The 14,239-nt window shown below is 65.3% G+C and carries 11 protein-coding genes; 1 reads left to right on the forward strand and 10 read right to left on the reverse strand.

Annotated elements, in window-relative coordinates:
* Positions 1 to 146: 146 nt before the first annotated feature.
* From pgi to dksA, 10 genes are all read right to left on the reverse strand, one after another.
* Positions 147 to 1,811: a glucose-6-phosphate isomerase gene (gene pgi / locus NJG22_RS22775; RefSeq protein ID WP_253097971.1), complete on the reverse strand. Its 1,665-nt coding sequence runs from the start codon at positions 1,809 to 1,811 to the stop codon at positions 147 to 149.
* Between the two features lie 189 nt (positions 1,812 to 2,000).
* Positions 2,001 to 2,864: a pantoate--beta-alanine ligase gene (gene panC / locus NJG22_RS22780; protein WP_253097972.1), complete on the reverse strand. Its 864-nt coding sequence runs from the start codon at positions 2,862 to 2,864 to the stop codon at positions 2,001 to 2,003.
* A complete protein-coding gene (gene panB / locus NJG22_RS22785) occupies positions 2,861 to 3,661 on the reverse strand; it encodes a 3-methyl-2-oxobutanoate hydroxymethyltransferase (protein ID WP_253097975.1) in 801 nt (266 codons plus the stop codon). Before panB ends, panC begins: the two co-directional genes overlap by 4 nt.
* 250 nt (positions 3,662 to 3,911) lie before the next feature.
* The gene (folK, locus tag NJG22_RS22790; RefSeq protein ID WP_253097977.1) at positions 3,912 to 4,391 is read right to left on the reverse strand and encodes a 2-amino-4-hydroxy-6-hydroxymethyldihydropteridine diphosphokinase; all 480 of its coding nucleotides are present in this window, start codon (positions 4,389 to 4,391) and stop codon (positions 3,912 to 3,914) included.
* Positions 4,392 to 4,393: 2 nt separating this feature from the next.
* Positions 4,394 to 5,788: a polynucleotide adenylyltransferase PcnB gene (locus NJG22_RS22795; protein ID WP_253097981.1), complete on the reverse strand. Its 1,395-nt coding sequence runs from the start codon at positions 5,786 to 5,788 to the stop codon at positions 4,394 to 4,396.
* Between the two features lie 747 nt (positions 5,789 to 6,535).
* Entirely contained in the window at positions 6,536 to 7,978 is a 1,443-nt protein-coding gene (locus tag NJG22_RS22800; protein ID WP_253097984.1) for a sigma-54 dependent transcriptional regulator, read from the reverse strand.
* 4 nt (positions 7,979 to 7,982) lie between these two features.
* Positions 7,983 to 10,958 carry a sensor histidine kinase gene (locus NJG22_RS22805; RefSeq protein ID WP_253097986.1) on the reverse strand — a complete coding sequence of 992 codons (2,976 nt, stop codon included), beginning with the start codon at positions 10,956 to 10,958 and terminating at the stop codon, positions 7,983 to 7,985.
* On the reverse strand, positions 10,942 to 11,118 hold the full coding sequence (locus NJG22_RS22810) for a hypothetical protein (RefSeq protein ID WP_003250005.1): 177 nt from the start codon (positions 11,116 to 11,118) through the stop codon (positions 10,942 to 10,944). Before NJG22_RS22810 ends, NJG22_RS22805 begins: the two co-directional genes overlap by 17 nt.
* Positions 11,119 to 11,420: 302 nt before the next feature.
* Complete coding sequence (gene gluQRS, locus NJG22_RS22815) at positions 11,421 to 12,308, reverse strand: tRNA glutamyl-Q(34) synthetase GluQRS (RefSeq protein WP_253097988.1); 888 nt, start codon at positions 12,306 to 12,308, stop codon at positions 11,421 to 11,423.
* A gap of 99 nt (positions 12,309 to 12,407) precedes the next feature.
* A complete protein-coding gene (gene dksA / locus NJG22_RS22820; protein ID WP_134691554.1) occupies positions 12,408 to 12,851 on the reverse strand; it encodes an RNA polymerase-binding protein DksA in 444 nt (147 codons plus the stop codon).
* 213 nt (positions 12,852 to 13,064) lie between these two features.
* On the opposite strand from dksA, the gene NJG22_RS22825 reads away from it, so the two are divergent.
* Positions 13,065 to 14,237: a pyridoxal phosphate-dependent aminotransferase gene (locus tag NJG22_RS22825; protein ID WP_253097990.1), complete on the forward strand. Its 1,173-nt coding sequence runs from the start codon at positions 13,065 to 13,067 to the stop codon at positions 14,235 to 14,237.
* Positions 14,238 to 14,239: the final 2 nt, after the last annotated feature.

Below are 14,239 nucleotides of genomic sequence, written 5' to 3' on the forward strand. Positions count from 1 at the left end.
ATCAGGCCGACCTGGTGAAAGTCGAGCCTGCCTGACGGCAGGCCGTTACCGGCCCGCACACAAAAAATCTGACACTTCCGGGCCGCTGCGCGCCCCATCGCGACACAAGGCCGCTCCTACAGAGAGCGGCGCTGTGGCATATGGCATCAGCCGCGGTGACGGCCGCGGAAGTAGTTGATCAGGCCCTGGGTCGAGCCATCCTCGGCGTTGTCTTCCTGGGCGCCGACCAGGCGCTGGTACACGCCCTTGCCCAGCTCCTTGCCCAGTTCCACGCCCCACTGGTCGAAGGCGTTGATGCCCCAGACCACGCTCTGCACGAAGACCTTGTGCTCGTACATCGCCACCAGCGCGCCGAGGCGGCGTGGGCTGATGCGCTCGACCACCAGGGTGTTGCTCGGGCGATTGCCCGGGATCACCTTGTGCGGCGCCAGCTTGGCGATGTCGGCTTCGTTCAGGCCCTTGGCGCGCAGTTCGGCCTCGGCTTCCTCGAGGGTCTTGCCGAGCATCAGCGCCTGGCTCTGCGACAGGCAGTTGGCATACAGCCACTGGTGGTGGTCGGCGACCGGGTTGAAGCTCACCACCGGCACGATGAAGTCAGCCGGGATCAGCTGTGTGCCCTGGTGCAGCAACTGATGGTAGGCATGCTGGCCATTGCAGCCGACGCCGCCCCAGATCACCGGGCCGGTATCGGTCTTCACCGGGGTGCCGTCGGCCAGCACGCTCTTGCCGTTGGATTCCATGTCCAGCTGCTGCAGGTGCTTGGTGATGTTGCGCAGGTAGTGGTCGTACGGCAGGATCGCGTGGCTGCGCGCGCCCCAGAAGTTGCCGTACCACACCCCGAGCAGGGCCAGCAGCACCGGCATGTTCTTCTCGAACGGCGCGGTCTGGAAGTGCTGGTCCATGGTGTAGGCACCGGACAGCAGCTCCTTGAAGTTGGCGGTGCCGATGGCCAGGGCGATCGGCAGGCCGATCGCCGACCACAGCGAGTAGCGCCCGCCGACCCAGTCCCACATCGGGAAGATGTTCTCTTCGCGGATGCCGAAGGCCACGGCCGCGGCCTTGTTGCTCGACACGGCGATGAAGTGGCGGTACAGCTCGGCTTCCGAGCCGCCCTGGGCCAGGTACCAGGTGCGCGCGGCCATGGCGTTCTTCAGGGTTTCGAGGGTGTTGAACGACTTCGACGACACGATGAACAGGGTGGTCTCGGCGCGCAGGTTGGCCGACAGTTCATGGAACTCGCTGCCGTCGATGTTTGCCAGGTAGTGGCAGCGCACGCCGCGCTGGGCGTAGGGCAGCAGAGCCTCGGAGACCAGCTCCGGGCCAAGGAACGAGCCGCCGATGCCGATGTTGACCACGTCGGTGATCGGTTTTTCGCTATAGCCGCGCCACAGGCCGTCATGGATGCGCCCGACCAGTTCGGTGATCTGGTTGAGCACCTTGTGCACTTCGGGCATCACGTTGACGCCGTTCACGCTGAGCTTGTCGCCGACCGGGCGGCGCAGGGCGGTGTGCAGCACCGGGCGGCCTTCGGAGGCGTTGATGATCTCGCCGCTGAACATCGACTTGATGGCCGCTTCCAGGTCGACTTCCCTGGCCAGGTTGACCAGCAGCTCGCGGGTCTGCTCGGTGATCAGGTTCTTCGAGTAGTCGAGAAACAGGCCACAGCTGCTCAAGGAGAACTGTTCGAAGCGCTTGCCATCGGCGGCGAAGGCTTCGCGCATGCTGAAGCCCTGCATGGCGTCGCGGTGTTGCTGAAGCGCCTGCCAGGCGGGCAGCGCCGTCACATCGTGGGGGGTACGGTAATACGCCATTGCGGGTGGTTTCCTTGTTGCATGGTCAGGCTTGGACAGCGGCAGTCATTGCCGGTTGCAAGCTGGACATTATAGGCATTGGCGCCAAGGCGGGAATGGGGGGAGGCGGGCGGCGCGGATTAAAATTGTCACCGGCCTGATACCCAAGGCATGCGTGGGGCGGCGTTGAGCCGCTCCCACGCGTCGAGCTCAGGCGGTCTGCTCTTCCAGGTGCAGATAGAGATTGTCGATCAGCCGGGTGTTGCCCAGGTAAGCAGCGGCGATCACCACCAGGTCACGGTCATCGACCTGCGCCGGGCGCAGGGTGACGGCGTGGCGCACCTCCAGGTAGTCCTTGCGCAACCCGGCGCTTTCGAGTTGCGCCTGGCCCTCGGCGATCAGCGCTGCATAGTCGCGCCGGCCACGGCGCAGGGCCTCGGCCATGCCGCGCAGCGCACGGTACAGCGCCGGCGCGGCGGCACGTTGCTCCGGCGTCAGGTAGCCATTGCGCGAGGACAGCGCCAGGCCATCCTCGGCGCGCACGGTCGGCTCGCCGATGATCTGGATCGGCATGTTCAGGTCGCGCACCATGGCGCGGATCACTGCCAGTTGCTGGTAGTCCTTCTCGCCGAACACGGCAAGGTCCGGCTGGACCATGTTGAACAGCTTGCTGACCACCGTCGCCACGCCCTCGAAGTGGCCCGGGCGGCTGGCGCCGCACAGGCCTTCGGACAACTGCGGCACGCTGACCCGGGTCTGCACGGCCATGCCGTCGGGGTACATCTCTTCGACGCCGGGCGCGAACAGCAGGTGGCAGCCGGCCTGGAGCAGACGCTCCTGGTCGGCGGCGAGGGTGCGCGGGTACTTGTCCAGGTCCTCGCCGGCGCCGAACTGCAGCGGGTTGACGAAGATGCTGGCGACCACGAAGTCGGCGCGCTGCGCGGCCTTGGTCACCAGGGCGGCATGGCCCTGGTGCAGGTTGCCCATGGTCGGCACGAAGCCAATGCGCTTGCCCTCGCCACGGGCCCGCGCCACGGCGGCACGCAGTTCACGAACGGTCTTGACGGTATTCATGCGCTGAACCCATGTTCGCTGCCGGGGAAGCTGACGTCCTTGACCGCCTGCACGTAGGCGGCAAGCGCGCTGTGGATATCTGCCTGGCCGGCCATGAAGTTCTTCACGAACTTCGGCACGCGGCCGGTCAGCGACAAGCCGAGCATGTCGTGCAGCACCAGTACCTGGCCATCGGTGGCGCTGCCGGCGCCGATGCCGATCACCGGGATGCTCACCGCCTGGGTGATTTCCGCGGCCAGCTCGCTGGGCACGCACTCGAGCAGCAGCATGGCGGCGCCGGCCTGTTCCAGGGCGATGGCGTCGGCACGCATCTGTCGCGCCTGGGCTTCCTGGCGGCCCTGGACCTTGTAGCCGCCGAGCACATTGACGGTCTGCGGGGTCAGGCCCATGTGCGCGCACACCGGCACGCCACGCTCGGCCAGTAGGCGAATGGTCTCGCCCAGCCAGGCGGCGCCTTCGATCTTGAGCATGTGCGCGCCGGCGCGCATCAACTGGGCGGCATTGAGGAAGGCCTGCTCCGGGGTGGCGTGGGCCATGAACGGCAGGTCGGCGAGGATCAGCGCCCCTTCATTGCCGCGCTTGACGCAGGCGGTGTGGTAGGCCATGTCGTTGTTGCTGACTGGCAGGGTGCTGTCATGGCCTTGCAGGACCATGCCCAGGGAGTCGCCTACCAGCAGTACTTCAACGCCAGCCTGGCTCGCGGCCTTGGCGAAGGTCGCGTCATAGCAGGTCAGCATGGTGATCTTTTCACCCTTGGCCTTCAGGCCGTGCAGGGTGGTGAGGGTTACTTCAGGCATGTAGGGGCATCCTCGTTCAGGCGCTGTGAAAGACAACTGCGTACAACGCGTGTATTCATCTTCCGGAGCGGCACATCATCGTCGGTGATGTTCGGGCACAGGTCGGTCCGGGCCTAAATGGGTGATTGCGGCACAGTGGCGCCGCGGGACGCCTATAGTCGTGAGCGAGGTGGGGGAAGTCAACCAGCGGTGTTACCGTATTGTTACGGTCAGGGTGACACTGGCGTTACCGCCGTCTGGAACGCCCGAATTACAGGCGCTCCAGGCCGACGAACGGGCAGTCCTGAAGCAATTGCGCGAGGCTGCGACCGTCGGCGAGATGGAAGTCGGCCGGTACCAGCTCGGCCAACGGGTAGAGCACGAAGGGACGCGCCTGCATGTGGTAGTGGGGCACTTTCAGGCGCGGCACGTCGATGACCTGGTCACCGAACAGCAGCATGTCGAGGTCCAGTGTGCGTGGCCCCCAGCGTTCCTGGCGTACGCGGCCCTGGTCGTTCTCGATGCCCTGCAAGGCGTCGAGCAGCGCCAGTGGCGTCAGCGCCGTGTCGATGGCCGCCACGGCATTGGTGTAGCGTGGCTGGCCAGGCAGCAGCGAGTCGCTGGTGTACAGCGCCGAGGCCGCCGCCAGGCGGGTGTCGGCGATCAGGTCGAGCGCCTGTAGGGCGTTGCGCAGTTGCTCGGCGGGCTCGTCGAGGTTACTGCCCAGGCCGATGAAGGCGCGGGTGGTCATGCTCAATCCCATGCCTGGTCGTCATCACGCTTGCGCTTGCTACCGCTACGCTTGCGCTTGCGTGGGCCGGCACTGCTGCTGGCGCCGTCGTCGCGGCCGCCCAGCTCGCGGATCATGTCGCGGCGCTGGCTGTCGTTGGCGTCCTGGTAGTCGGTCCACCATTGGCCCAGGCCATCGGTTTGCTCGCCGGCGCTTTCACGCAGCAGCAGGAAGTCATAGCCGGCGCGGAAGCGCGGGTTGTCCAGCATCACGTCGGCGCGCTTGCCGCTGCGGCGTGGCAGGCGCTCCTGCATGTCCCAGATCTCGCGGATCGGCAGGGTGAAGCGCTTGGGGATGGCGATGCGTTGGCACTGCTCGGCGATCAGGTCGTGGGCCGCGCCGTTCATGGCCGGGATCGGCGGCACGCCCTGGCTTTGCAGGTGCAGCACGCGGCCCGGCAGGGCTGGCCACAGCAAGGCGGCGAACAGGAAGGCCGGGGTCACCGGCTTGCCCTGCTTGACGCGCAGGTCGGTATTGCTCAGGGCCTGGCTGATCAGGGTATGGGTGTAGGTCGGGCGCTCTTCCAGGGCGTGGCTGCTGGCCGGGAACAGCGGCTCGAACAGTTCCAGGTCGACCAGCATCTCGAAGGTGATCGCACCCTGGCCGTTGAGGAACAGCTTCAGGCTCTCTTCGAACAGCCGCGCCGGCGGGATGTCGCGCAGCATCGGCGCCAGCTGGCGAATCGGCTGCACGGTGTGCTTCTCGATGCCGAAGTCCAGCTTGGCGGCGAAACGCACCGCCCGCAGCATGCGCACCGGGTCTTCCTGGTAGCGCTGGGTCGGGTCGCCGATCAGGCGCAGCAAGCGGTTGCGGATGTCGTGGACACCGTTGGCGTAGTCGAGAATGCGCTCGCTGACCGGGTCGTAGTACAGGGCGTTGATGGTGAAGTCGCGGCGTTGCGCGTCTTCTTCCAGGGTGCCGTAGACGTTGTCGCGCAGGATGCGACCGCTGGCATTGTGCGACGAACGGTGGCTGTCGGCCTGGTCTTCATCGGAATGCGGGGCGCGGAAGGTGGCGACTTCGATGATCTCGCGACCGAAATGCACATGGACCAGCTTGAAGCGCCGGCCGATGATTCGGGCGTTGCGGAACTCCGCGCGGACCTGTTCGGGCGTGGCGCTGGTGGCGACGTCGAAGTCCTTGGGGTTGATGCCAAGCAACAGGTCGCGCACGCAGCCGCCGACCAGGTAGGCCTGGTAACCGGCCGCCTGCAGGCGCTCGACGATGCCCACGGCATGACGGCTGAACTGGCTGCGTTGCAGCGAGTGCTGGCTCTTGTTGATCACTTCAGGCGTGGTGCGCCTGTGGTGCTGGCCACGAACGGGCGGGCGGAACGACTGGAACAGCTTCTTCAGCATGGGATGCACTGTTTGAAGGAATGTTCGGCCAAGGATAGGAGAATGGCCGCATGATGGGCGGGGATTCTAGCATTTACTCGGGGGATGGTGTAGGCGCTGTGCCAAGAGGCTATGCAGAAGGGAGAAACGACATGGGGAGCCTAAGCTCCCCATCAAGTCGTTGCGCGCTCTTATTGTTTTTCTATCGGGCTTCTTGTTTTTGTTGAGTGCCCTGCCCATGCCGCCTGAAGCGTATGGACGACCCCCAAACCAGGGGTGAAGAGCAAACGGATTGCTTTGGTCGCCGAGTTGATGCTGACCTTGCGGTCCAATCAGTTCAGGTGCTGCTTTTAAGTGCAGTTTTTGTTGTTCTCTGCCTGATCGTGGGGCAAGCCCCAAACACAACGCCTCTCCAAAAGAATCAGTTAGCTGCGCCTCCGCCGTCTTGTTTTTATTGTGCGTGAGCCGTTTCGTCTTGTTCTTATTCTGAGTTGCAGTGCTTGTTATTGTTCTTGTACCAGAGATATAGCAGATGCCGTGCCAACTTTTGAAAACCCAATGAAACCGGGGGTTTCGGCGTTTCGGGAAGGTTTTGCCGCGGGGCAAATGTAGAAATTTCGTTACCTTACGCCTCGGGGGATGTTACGGCTGACAGGGTGGGTAACAGATTTTTGCGGTAACTGATGTGTTACCCCCAAACGACCGCGGGGCAAGCCTGCCCCCACGCACTGTGGGAGCGGGCCTGCCCCGCGATGCATCCAGGCTGTATCAGTTGTCGCTGGTGACGTTGCTCTTGCGCCGCGGGATGCCCAGGCGCTGGCGGCGTTCCCACAGGCACTTGCGGCTGACGCCCAGCTTGCGCGCCAGTTCGGTCTCGGTCATGTGGTCCTGGTGTTCGAGCACGAAGTGCTGGAAGTAGTCTTCCAGCGACAGGTCCTCGGTCGGCTCGTGGCTGGCGCTGCTGGCACCGTTGCCAACCAGCGCCGGCAGGCTGTCGAGCACATCGTCGTCGTCCAGGTCGCTCAGCTCGATGTCGATGCCCAGCAGGTCGGCGGAAATTTCCGCGCTCTCGCTGAGAATCACCGCACGCTCCACGGCGTTTTCCAGCTCGCGCACGTTACCCGGCCAGCTGTAATGGCGGATGGCTTGCTCGGCCTCGCTGGAGAAGTGCAGGTCGTCACGGCCGACCCGCGCGCTCTGGCGCGCGAGGAAGGCGTTGGCAATTTCGTTGACGTCGCTGCCACGCTCGCGCAGGGCTGGCAGCTTCAGGGCGATCACGTGCAGGCGGTAGTAGAGGTCTTCACGGAACTGCCCGGCCTTGGCCAGGTTCTTCAGGTCGCGGTGGGTCGCGGCGATCAGGCGCACATCGACCTTTTGCGACTGCACCGAGCCAACCCGGCGGATCTCGCCTTCCTGCAACACGCGCAACAGGCGGGCCTGGGCTTCCAGTGGCAGTTCGCCGATTTCGTCGAGGAACAGCGTACCGCCGTCGGCGGCCTCGACCAGGCCGGCACGCCCGGCGCTGGCGCCGGTGAATGCGCCTTTTTCGTGGCCGAACAGTTCGGACTCGATCAGGGTTTCCGGGATCGCCGCGCAGTTCACCGAGATCATCGGCGCCTTGGCCCGGCGCGACAGGTTGTGCAGGGCGCGGGCGACCAGTTCCTTGCCGGTGCCCGACTCGCCCTGGATCAGCACATTGGAGTCGGTGGGCGCGACCTTGCGGATCTTCACGAACAGGTCCTGCATTGGCGCGCAGGAGCCGATGATGCCGATTTCGCCGTTGGCCGCGGCCGGCTTGTCGGCACCAGCCTTGCCGTTGGTCGCGCGCGCTTCGCTGGCGGGCGCCACCGCCGGTGCGTTCTGGCGATCGCGCAGAATGCGCGCGACGGCCTGGAGCATCTCGTCGTGGTCGAACGGCTTGGCGATGTAGTCCACCGCGCCCATCTTCATCGAGTCCACCGCCGAGCGCAGGCTGGCGTAGCTGGTCATGATCAGCACCGGGGTGCCCTGGCCGAGCTTGATCAGCTCGGTGCCCGGGGCCCCAGGCAGGCGCAGGTCACTGACGATCAGGTCGAAGGTGGCAATGCTGAAGCGTTCCTGGGCTTCCTGCACCGAGCCGGCTTCGCTGACCTGGTACTGGTTCCGTTCGAGCAAGCGGCGCAAGGCCGAACGGATGATGGTTTCGTCTTCGACGATCAGAATGTGCGGCATTGATTCAATTCTCTCGACGGTCTCGAATTTCAGGGGACGTCGCTACGACATGCCGGGGCAGGGTCACGCGGATCCGGGTACCACGTTGGCGCTCGATGTCGGCCGGGCTGTCGATGGTGATTTGCCCATAATGCTCTTCCACGATGGAATAGACCAGAGCGAGCCCCAGTCCGGTGCCTTCGCCCGGGTCCTTGGTGGTGAAGAAGGGTTCGAACAGGCGGTCCATGATGCTTTTCGGAATACCGCTGCCTTCGTCCTCGACGATCAGGTCCACGGTGTGCTCGCTGCTTTCGCTGCGCACGCGCACGGCGCTGCCGGGTGGCGAGGCGTCGCGGGCATTGGAAAGCAGGTTGATCAACACCTGGGCCAAACGTTGCGGGTCGCCCTCGACCCAGTGATGCGGGTCGCAGAGGTTGAAGAACTGTACTTCGAAATTGCGCCGGTTCAACGCCAGCAGACCAATGGCGTCCTGCGCCACCTCGGCCAGGCACACCGGTTCCTCGCTGTTCTGCTGGCTGCCGCCGGCGTGGGCGAAGCTCATCAGCGACTGGACGATGCGCGACACGCGCTTGGTCTGCTCGAGGATCTGGCTGGACAGCTCGATCAGCTCGCCATCGCCCTCGCGTTCTTCGCGCAGGTTCTGTGCCAGGCAGGCGATGCCGGTGATCGGGTTGCCGATCTCGTGGGCCACGCCGGCGGCCAGGCGGCCGATGCTGGCCAGCCGTTCGGAGTGCACCAGCTTGTCTTCCAGGGCCTGGGTTTCGGTCAGGTCCTCGACCAGCAGCACCAGGCCGCTGTTGCCCGGGGCCAGCGGCTCGTCGATGGCTGCCTTGTGCAGGTTGAGCCAGCGTGGCTGTCCGTCGAGCGCCAGGCGTTGCTTGTGCAGGTGTTCGTCGGGCAGGTTGATGAAACCTTGCAGCAGCCCACGCCACGGTTCGGCGATCGTCACCAGGCGCGAGCCGACCACATGCTTGGCGGCGATCCCGGTGAGCTCCTCCATGGCCTTGTTCCACATCAGGATTTCCTGGTCCTTGGCCAGCGAGCAGACACCCATGGGCAGCTCTTGCAGGGTCTGGCGGTGGTAGCGGCGCAGGGCGTCGAGCTCGGCGGCAAGGCCGGTGAGGCGCGAGTGGTAGTCCTCGAGTCGGCTTTCGATGAAGTGGATGTCCTCGGTGACGTAGTTCTCGTTGCCGGACTTGTAGGGCAGGAAGGTCTCGACCATGTCCTGGGCCACGCTCGGGCCCATCAGCCCGGAGAGGTTGGCCTCGATGCGGTCGCGCAGGCGGCGCAGGGCGTAGGGGCGGCGCTCGTCGAAGGGCAGGTAGAGGTCGCGCAGGGCCTGTTCGACTTCCTTCTGCGCGGCCTTGGCGCCCAGTGGCTTGGCCAGCTGGGTGGCGAACTCCTGGGGTGAGGCGGCGTGCAGTTCGCGGCGTTGTGGCCGGCGCACGTTGTCCACCGCGCAGGCCTCGGCGGCGCTGACCTCTTCGCTGCTGGCGTTGCTGAACAGCGAGATCAAGGTGAACAGCAACACGTTGGCCGCCAGCGAGGCGATGGCCGCCATGTGCCAGCTGGTGTCGTCCAGCACGTAGATCATGTCCAGCAACGGGATGTAGAAGCCCTGCAGGTTGCCCAGCAGCGGCAGCAGCATGGTCACCATCCACACCAGGGTGCCCGCCAGCAGGCCGGCGATGAAACCGCGGCGGTTGGCGGTCGGCCAGTACAGCACCGAAAGCACGCCGGGCAGGAACTGCAAGGTGGCGACGAAGGCGACGATGCCCAGGTTGGCCAGGCTCTGGTGGTTGCTCTGGGTCAGGTAGAAGATGAACCCGGCGGTGATGATGGCGACGATCAGCGCACGACGGGTCCATTTCAGCCAGCGGTAGATGTTGCCCTCGGCCGGCGGCTGGTACAGCGGCAGCACCAGGTGGTTCAGGGCCATGCCCGACAACGCCAGGGTGGTGACGATGATCAGCCCGCTGGCGGCCGACAGCCCGCCGACGTAGGCCAGCAGGGCCAGCGCCTCGTTGTTGGCGGCGATGCCCAGGCCCAGGGTGAAGTACTCGGGGTTGGTGCTGGCGCCCAGGCGCAGTCCGGCCCACAGCACCAGCGGCACGGCCAGGCTCATCAGCAATAGGAACAGCGGCAGGCCCCAGCTGGCGCTGACCAGCGAGCGCGGGCTGAGGTTTTCGGTGAACGCCATGTGGTACATGTGTGGCATCACGATCGCCGAGGCGAAGAACACCAGCAGCAGGGTGCGCCATGGGCCTTCCTGCAAGGGGGTGTGCAGGGCGGCGAGGGCGGTCTGGTTCTGCAGCAGCCACACTTCCAGGCCGTGGGGGCCGCCGAACACGCCATACAGCGCGTACAGGCCGATCCCGCCCAGGGCCACCAGCTTGATCACCGACTCGAAGGCGATGGCGAACACCAGCCCCTCATGCTTCTCGCGGGTGGCGATATGGCGCGAGCCGAAGAAGATGGTGAACAGGATGATCAGCGCGCAGAAGGCGAACGCCACCCGCGCCTTGACCGGCTCGCCGGTGAGGATGCTGATGGAGTCGGCCACCGCCTGGATCTGCAAGGCCAGCAACGGCAGCACGCCGATCAGCATGATCACCGTGGTCAAGGCGCCGGCCCAGGTGCTGCGAAAACGAAACGCCAGCAGGTCGGCCAGTGACGACAGCTGGTAGGTGCGGGTGATCTTGAGGATCGGGTAGAGCAGCACCGGCGCCAGCAGGAAGGCGCCCGACACCCCGAGGTAACAGGCGAGGAAGCCGTAGCCGTATTGGTAGGCCAGGCCCACCGAGCCGTAGAAGGCCCAGGCACTGGCGTAGACGCCCAGCGACAGGGTGTAGGTCAGGGGGTGGCGGATGACGGCGCGCGGGATCAGCCCGCGTTCGCTGATCCAGGCCACGCCGAACAGCACCAGCAGGTAGGCGGCGCTGATCAGGATCATCTGGGTCAGGCTAAAGCTCATCGGCATCTCGTTGGCTCTGCAGGATGAAGGTGACGACGATCAGGATCAGCCAGAGCAGGTAGGGGCGGTACCAGGCTCCGGTCGGCTCGATCCACCAGTCCATGATGGCCGGGGAGAACAGGTAGATCCCCACGACCAGAAGCAGGACCAAACGATAGATGTACATGCTGGCCTCGAGGGTTGGGCGCTACGGGTTTGGACTTATTATTGGCGCAAATGATGGCGGCGATGCTAGCGGGAATCGGCAGGGTTGGCCAAGGATTTGAATTTGTTGGGCTTTTGAATTCGTTGAAACACAAGGCTTGCGGTGTTGCGCGGTCCCTGTAGGAGCGGCCTTGTGTCGCGATGGGGCTGCGCGGCAGCCCCCGACGATGAGGCGTGATGCAAGGATCCCAAGGCCGCTGCGCGCCCTATTCGCGACACAAGGCCGCTCCTACACCGATCGCGTTGGCCGGTCTGGCCTGGGCATTAGTGCAAATCAGCCTCAGGCACCGTCAACTGTCGCGCAATGTGCTCTGGCTGCCAGTGCCGGCGCGCCACGGCCAGCACCTCGGCCGGGCTGGCATTCACCAGTGCCGGGTCAGTCCTCTGCCCCAGCGCGCGCAATGCCCTGAGCAGCAACGGCGTGGCCTGGTCGGCCTCCAGCGGCGGCGAACGGTACGACTTGCCCAGCTTGTGCCCGTCGGGCTGCACGATCAGCGGAATATGCAGGTAGCGCGGCTGCGAGAAGCCCAGCAGCTCCTGCAGGTACAGCTGGCGCGGGGTGTTGTCCAGCAGGTCGGCGCCGCGCACGATATCGGTGACACCCTGCCAGGCATCGTCCAGCACCACCGCCAACTGGTAGGCATAGAGCCCGTCGCGGCGCTGGATGACGAAGTCGCCCACCTCGCGGCCCAAGTGCTGTTCGAACGGGCCTTGGACGCGGTCGTTGAAGCGGTAGATGAGCTCCGGCACTCGCAGGCGGATCGCCGCGCCTTCGCGGGCGTGGCCGGCGTTGCGGCAAAAGCCGGGGTAGATGCCGTTGTGGCCTTCGAGCTGTTTGCGCGAGCAGGTGCAGGCATAGGCCAGGCCCATGCTGAACAAGCGCTCGACCACGGCGGCGTAGGCCTCGTGGCGCTGGCTCTGGAACACCACCTCGCCGTCCCATTCCAGGCCGTAGCGCTCCAGGGTCTGCAGGATCGCGTCGCGGGCGCCGGGCATTTCCCGCGGCGGGTCGGTGTCTTCCATGCGCAGCAACCAGCGGCCATTCACGGCGCGGGCGTCGAGCCAGGAGGCGAGGGCGGCGACCAGCGAGCCGAAATGCAGGAAACCGCTGGGGGTGGGGGCAAAGCGGCCGATGTAGCGGGAGTCGTTCATGGATTGCACAGTTATATAAATGAAGACGGGGCGTACCTATTGCAGGAGCGAGCAAGCCCGCCTCCACAACCAGTACGCCCCGTCTGCGAGGTTCTGGAATCAGCCTTTACCGACAGTCTTTTCCTTCTTCTCGGCAATTTCCTTGCAGTCGAAGCACAGGTCGGCGGTCGGGCGGGCTTCCAGGCGGCGCAGGCCGATCTCGATGCCGCAGGACTCGCACCAGCCGTACTCGTCGGCCTTGATCTTGTCGAGGGTCTTGTCGATCTTCTTGATCAGCTTGCGCTCGCGATCACGGTTGCGCAGCTCCAGGGCGAACTCTTCTTCCTGGCTGGCACGGTCGGCCGGGTCGGGGAAGTTGGCTGCTTCGTCCTTCATGTGGTCCACGGTGCGATCCACACTGACCATCAGCTCGCCTTTCCAGGCATTGAGGAGCTTGGTGAAGTGTTTTTTCATGGGCTCGCCCATGTATTCCTCACCCTTGGTCTCTACGTAGGGCTCGACACCGTACATGGTCTGGACTTTTTGCTTTTCTACGGTGGACATGAATAGACCGCCTCTCACTCATCTGATCCAATGCGCAGGCTTGCTTCCATCTCCGGCGCCCGCCGGCCCTGCGACTGCGAGCCGCCGAACTTACCAGATAGATCCGGGGTGCGCTAGCCCGCGCTGTGCCTGCTATTGACAGCGGCGCGCGTGGCACGTTCGCTCCCGTGCGACGGTAGAATCAACAGTCTAGACCCAATTGAGAGAAGGCCCATGGCTCAGCCACACAGTGCGCGTAGTCGCGCCATCGAACCCTTCCACGTGATGGCCCTGCTGGCGCGCGCCAACGAGCTGCAGGCCGCAGGCCACGACGTGATCCATCTGGAGATCGGCGAGCCGGACTTCACCACCGCCGCGCCGATCGTCGCCGCCGGCCAAGCCGCATTGGCCGCCGGCCACACCCGCTACACCGCGGCCCGTGGCTTGCCGCAACTGCGCGAGGCGATCGCCGGGTTCTATGGCCAGCGCTACGGCGTCGACCTCGACCCCGAGCGGGTGTTGATCACCCCCGGCGGTTCCGGGGCCTTGCTGCTGGCCAGCAGCCTGTTGGTCGACCCGGGCAAGCACTGGCTGCTGGCCGACCCGGGCTACCCGTGCAACCGGCATTTCCTGCGCCTGGTCGAAGGCGGCGCTCAGCTGGTGCCGGTCGGGCCGGACGTCAACTACCAGCTGACCGCCGACCTGGTCGAACGCCATTGGGACAAGGACACCGTCGGCGCCCTGGTGGCCTCCCCGGCCAACCCGACCGGCACGGTGCTCGACCGTGATGAGCTGGCCAGCTTGTCCAGGGCCACCCGCGAGCGCCATGGCCACCTGGTGGTGGACGAGATCTACCACGGCCTGACCTACGGCATGGACGCGCCCAGCGTGCTGGAAGTGGACGACCAGGCCTTTGTCCTGAACAGTTTTTCCAAATATTTCGGCATGACCGGCTGGCGCCTGGGTTGGCTGGTAGCGCCGCCGTCGGCGGTCGCCGACCTGGAGAAGCTGGCGCAGAACCTCTACATCAGTGCACCGAGCATGGCCCAGCATGCCGCGCTGGCGTGTTTCGAGCCCGAGACCCTGGCGGTCCTCGAGGCGCGCCGCGGCGAGTTCGCCCGGCGCCGTGACTACCTGCTGCCGGCCCTGCGCGCGCTGGGCTTCGGTATCGCCGTCGAGCCCCAGGGCGCCTTCTATTTGTATGCCGATATCAGCGCGTTTGGCGGCGATGCCTTCGCGTTCTGTCGGCATTTCCTTGAAACCGAGCACCTGGCCTTCACCCCGGGCCTGGACTTCGGCCGCCACCAGGCCGGACACCATGTGCGCTTCGCCTATACCCAGAGCCTGCCGCGCCTGGAAGAGGCAGTGCAACGCATTGCCCGTGGCTTGCAGAGCTGGCAGGGCTGAGC

Origin of the sequence: Pseudomonas sp. VA159-2, assembly GCF_024126635.1 — a bacterium.
Lineage (GTDB): Bacteria > Pseudomonadota > Gammaproteobacteria > Pseudomonadales > Pseudomonadaceae > Aquipseudomonas > Aquipseudomonas muyukensis.

Bases quoted from the DNA above. Each gene is read 5' to 3' on its own strand.
- panC (WP_253097972.1), bottom strand. From the start codon at position 2,864: ATGAATACCGTCAAGACCGTTCGTGAACTGCGTGCCGCCGTGGCGCGG.
- gluQRS (WP_253097988.1), bottom strand. From the start codon at position 12,308: ATGAACGACTCCCGCTACATCGGCCGCTTTGCCCCCACCCCCAGCGGT.
- pgi (WP_253097971.1), bottom strand. From the start codon at position 1,811: ATGGCGTATTACCGTACCCCCCACGATGTGACGGCGCTGCCCGCCTGG.
- folK (WP_253097977.1), bottom strand. From the start codon at position 4,391: ATGACCACCCGCGCCTTCATCGGCCTGGGCAGTAACCTCGACGAGCCC.
- NJG22_RS22810 (WP_003250005.1), bottom strand. From the start codon at position 11,118: ATGTACATCTATCGTTTGGTCCTGCTTCTGGTCGTGGGGATCTACCTG.
- panB (WP_253097975.1), bottom strand. From the start codon at position 3,661: ATGCCTGAAGTAACCCTCACCACCCTGCACGGCCTGAAGGCCAAGGGT.
- NJG22_RS22805 (WP_253097986.1), bottom strand. From the start codon at position 10,958: ATGCCGATGAGCTTTAGCCTGACCCAGATGATCCTGATCAGCGCCGCC.
- NJG22_RS22800 (WP_253097984.1), bottom strand. From the start codon at position 7,978: ATGCCGCACATTCTGATCGTCGAAGACGAAACCATCATCCGTTCGGCC.
- NJG22_RS22825 (WP_253097990.1), top strand. From the start codon at position 13,065: ATGGCTCAGCCACACAGTGCGCGTAGTCGCGCCATCGAACCCTTCCAC.
- dksA (WP_134691554.1), bottom strand. From the start codon at position 12,851: ATGTCCACCGTAGAAAAGCAAAAAGTCCAGACCATGTACGGTGTCGAG.
- NJG22_RS22795 (WP_253097981.1), bottom strand. From the start codon at position 5,788: ATGCTGAAGAAGCTGTTCCAGTCGTTCCGCCCGCCCGTTCGTGGCCAG.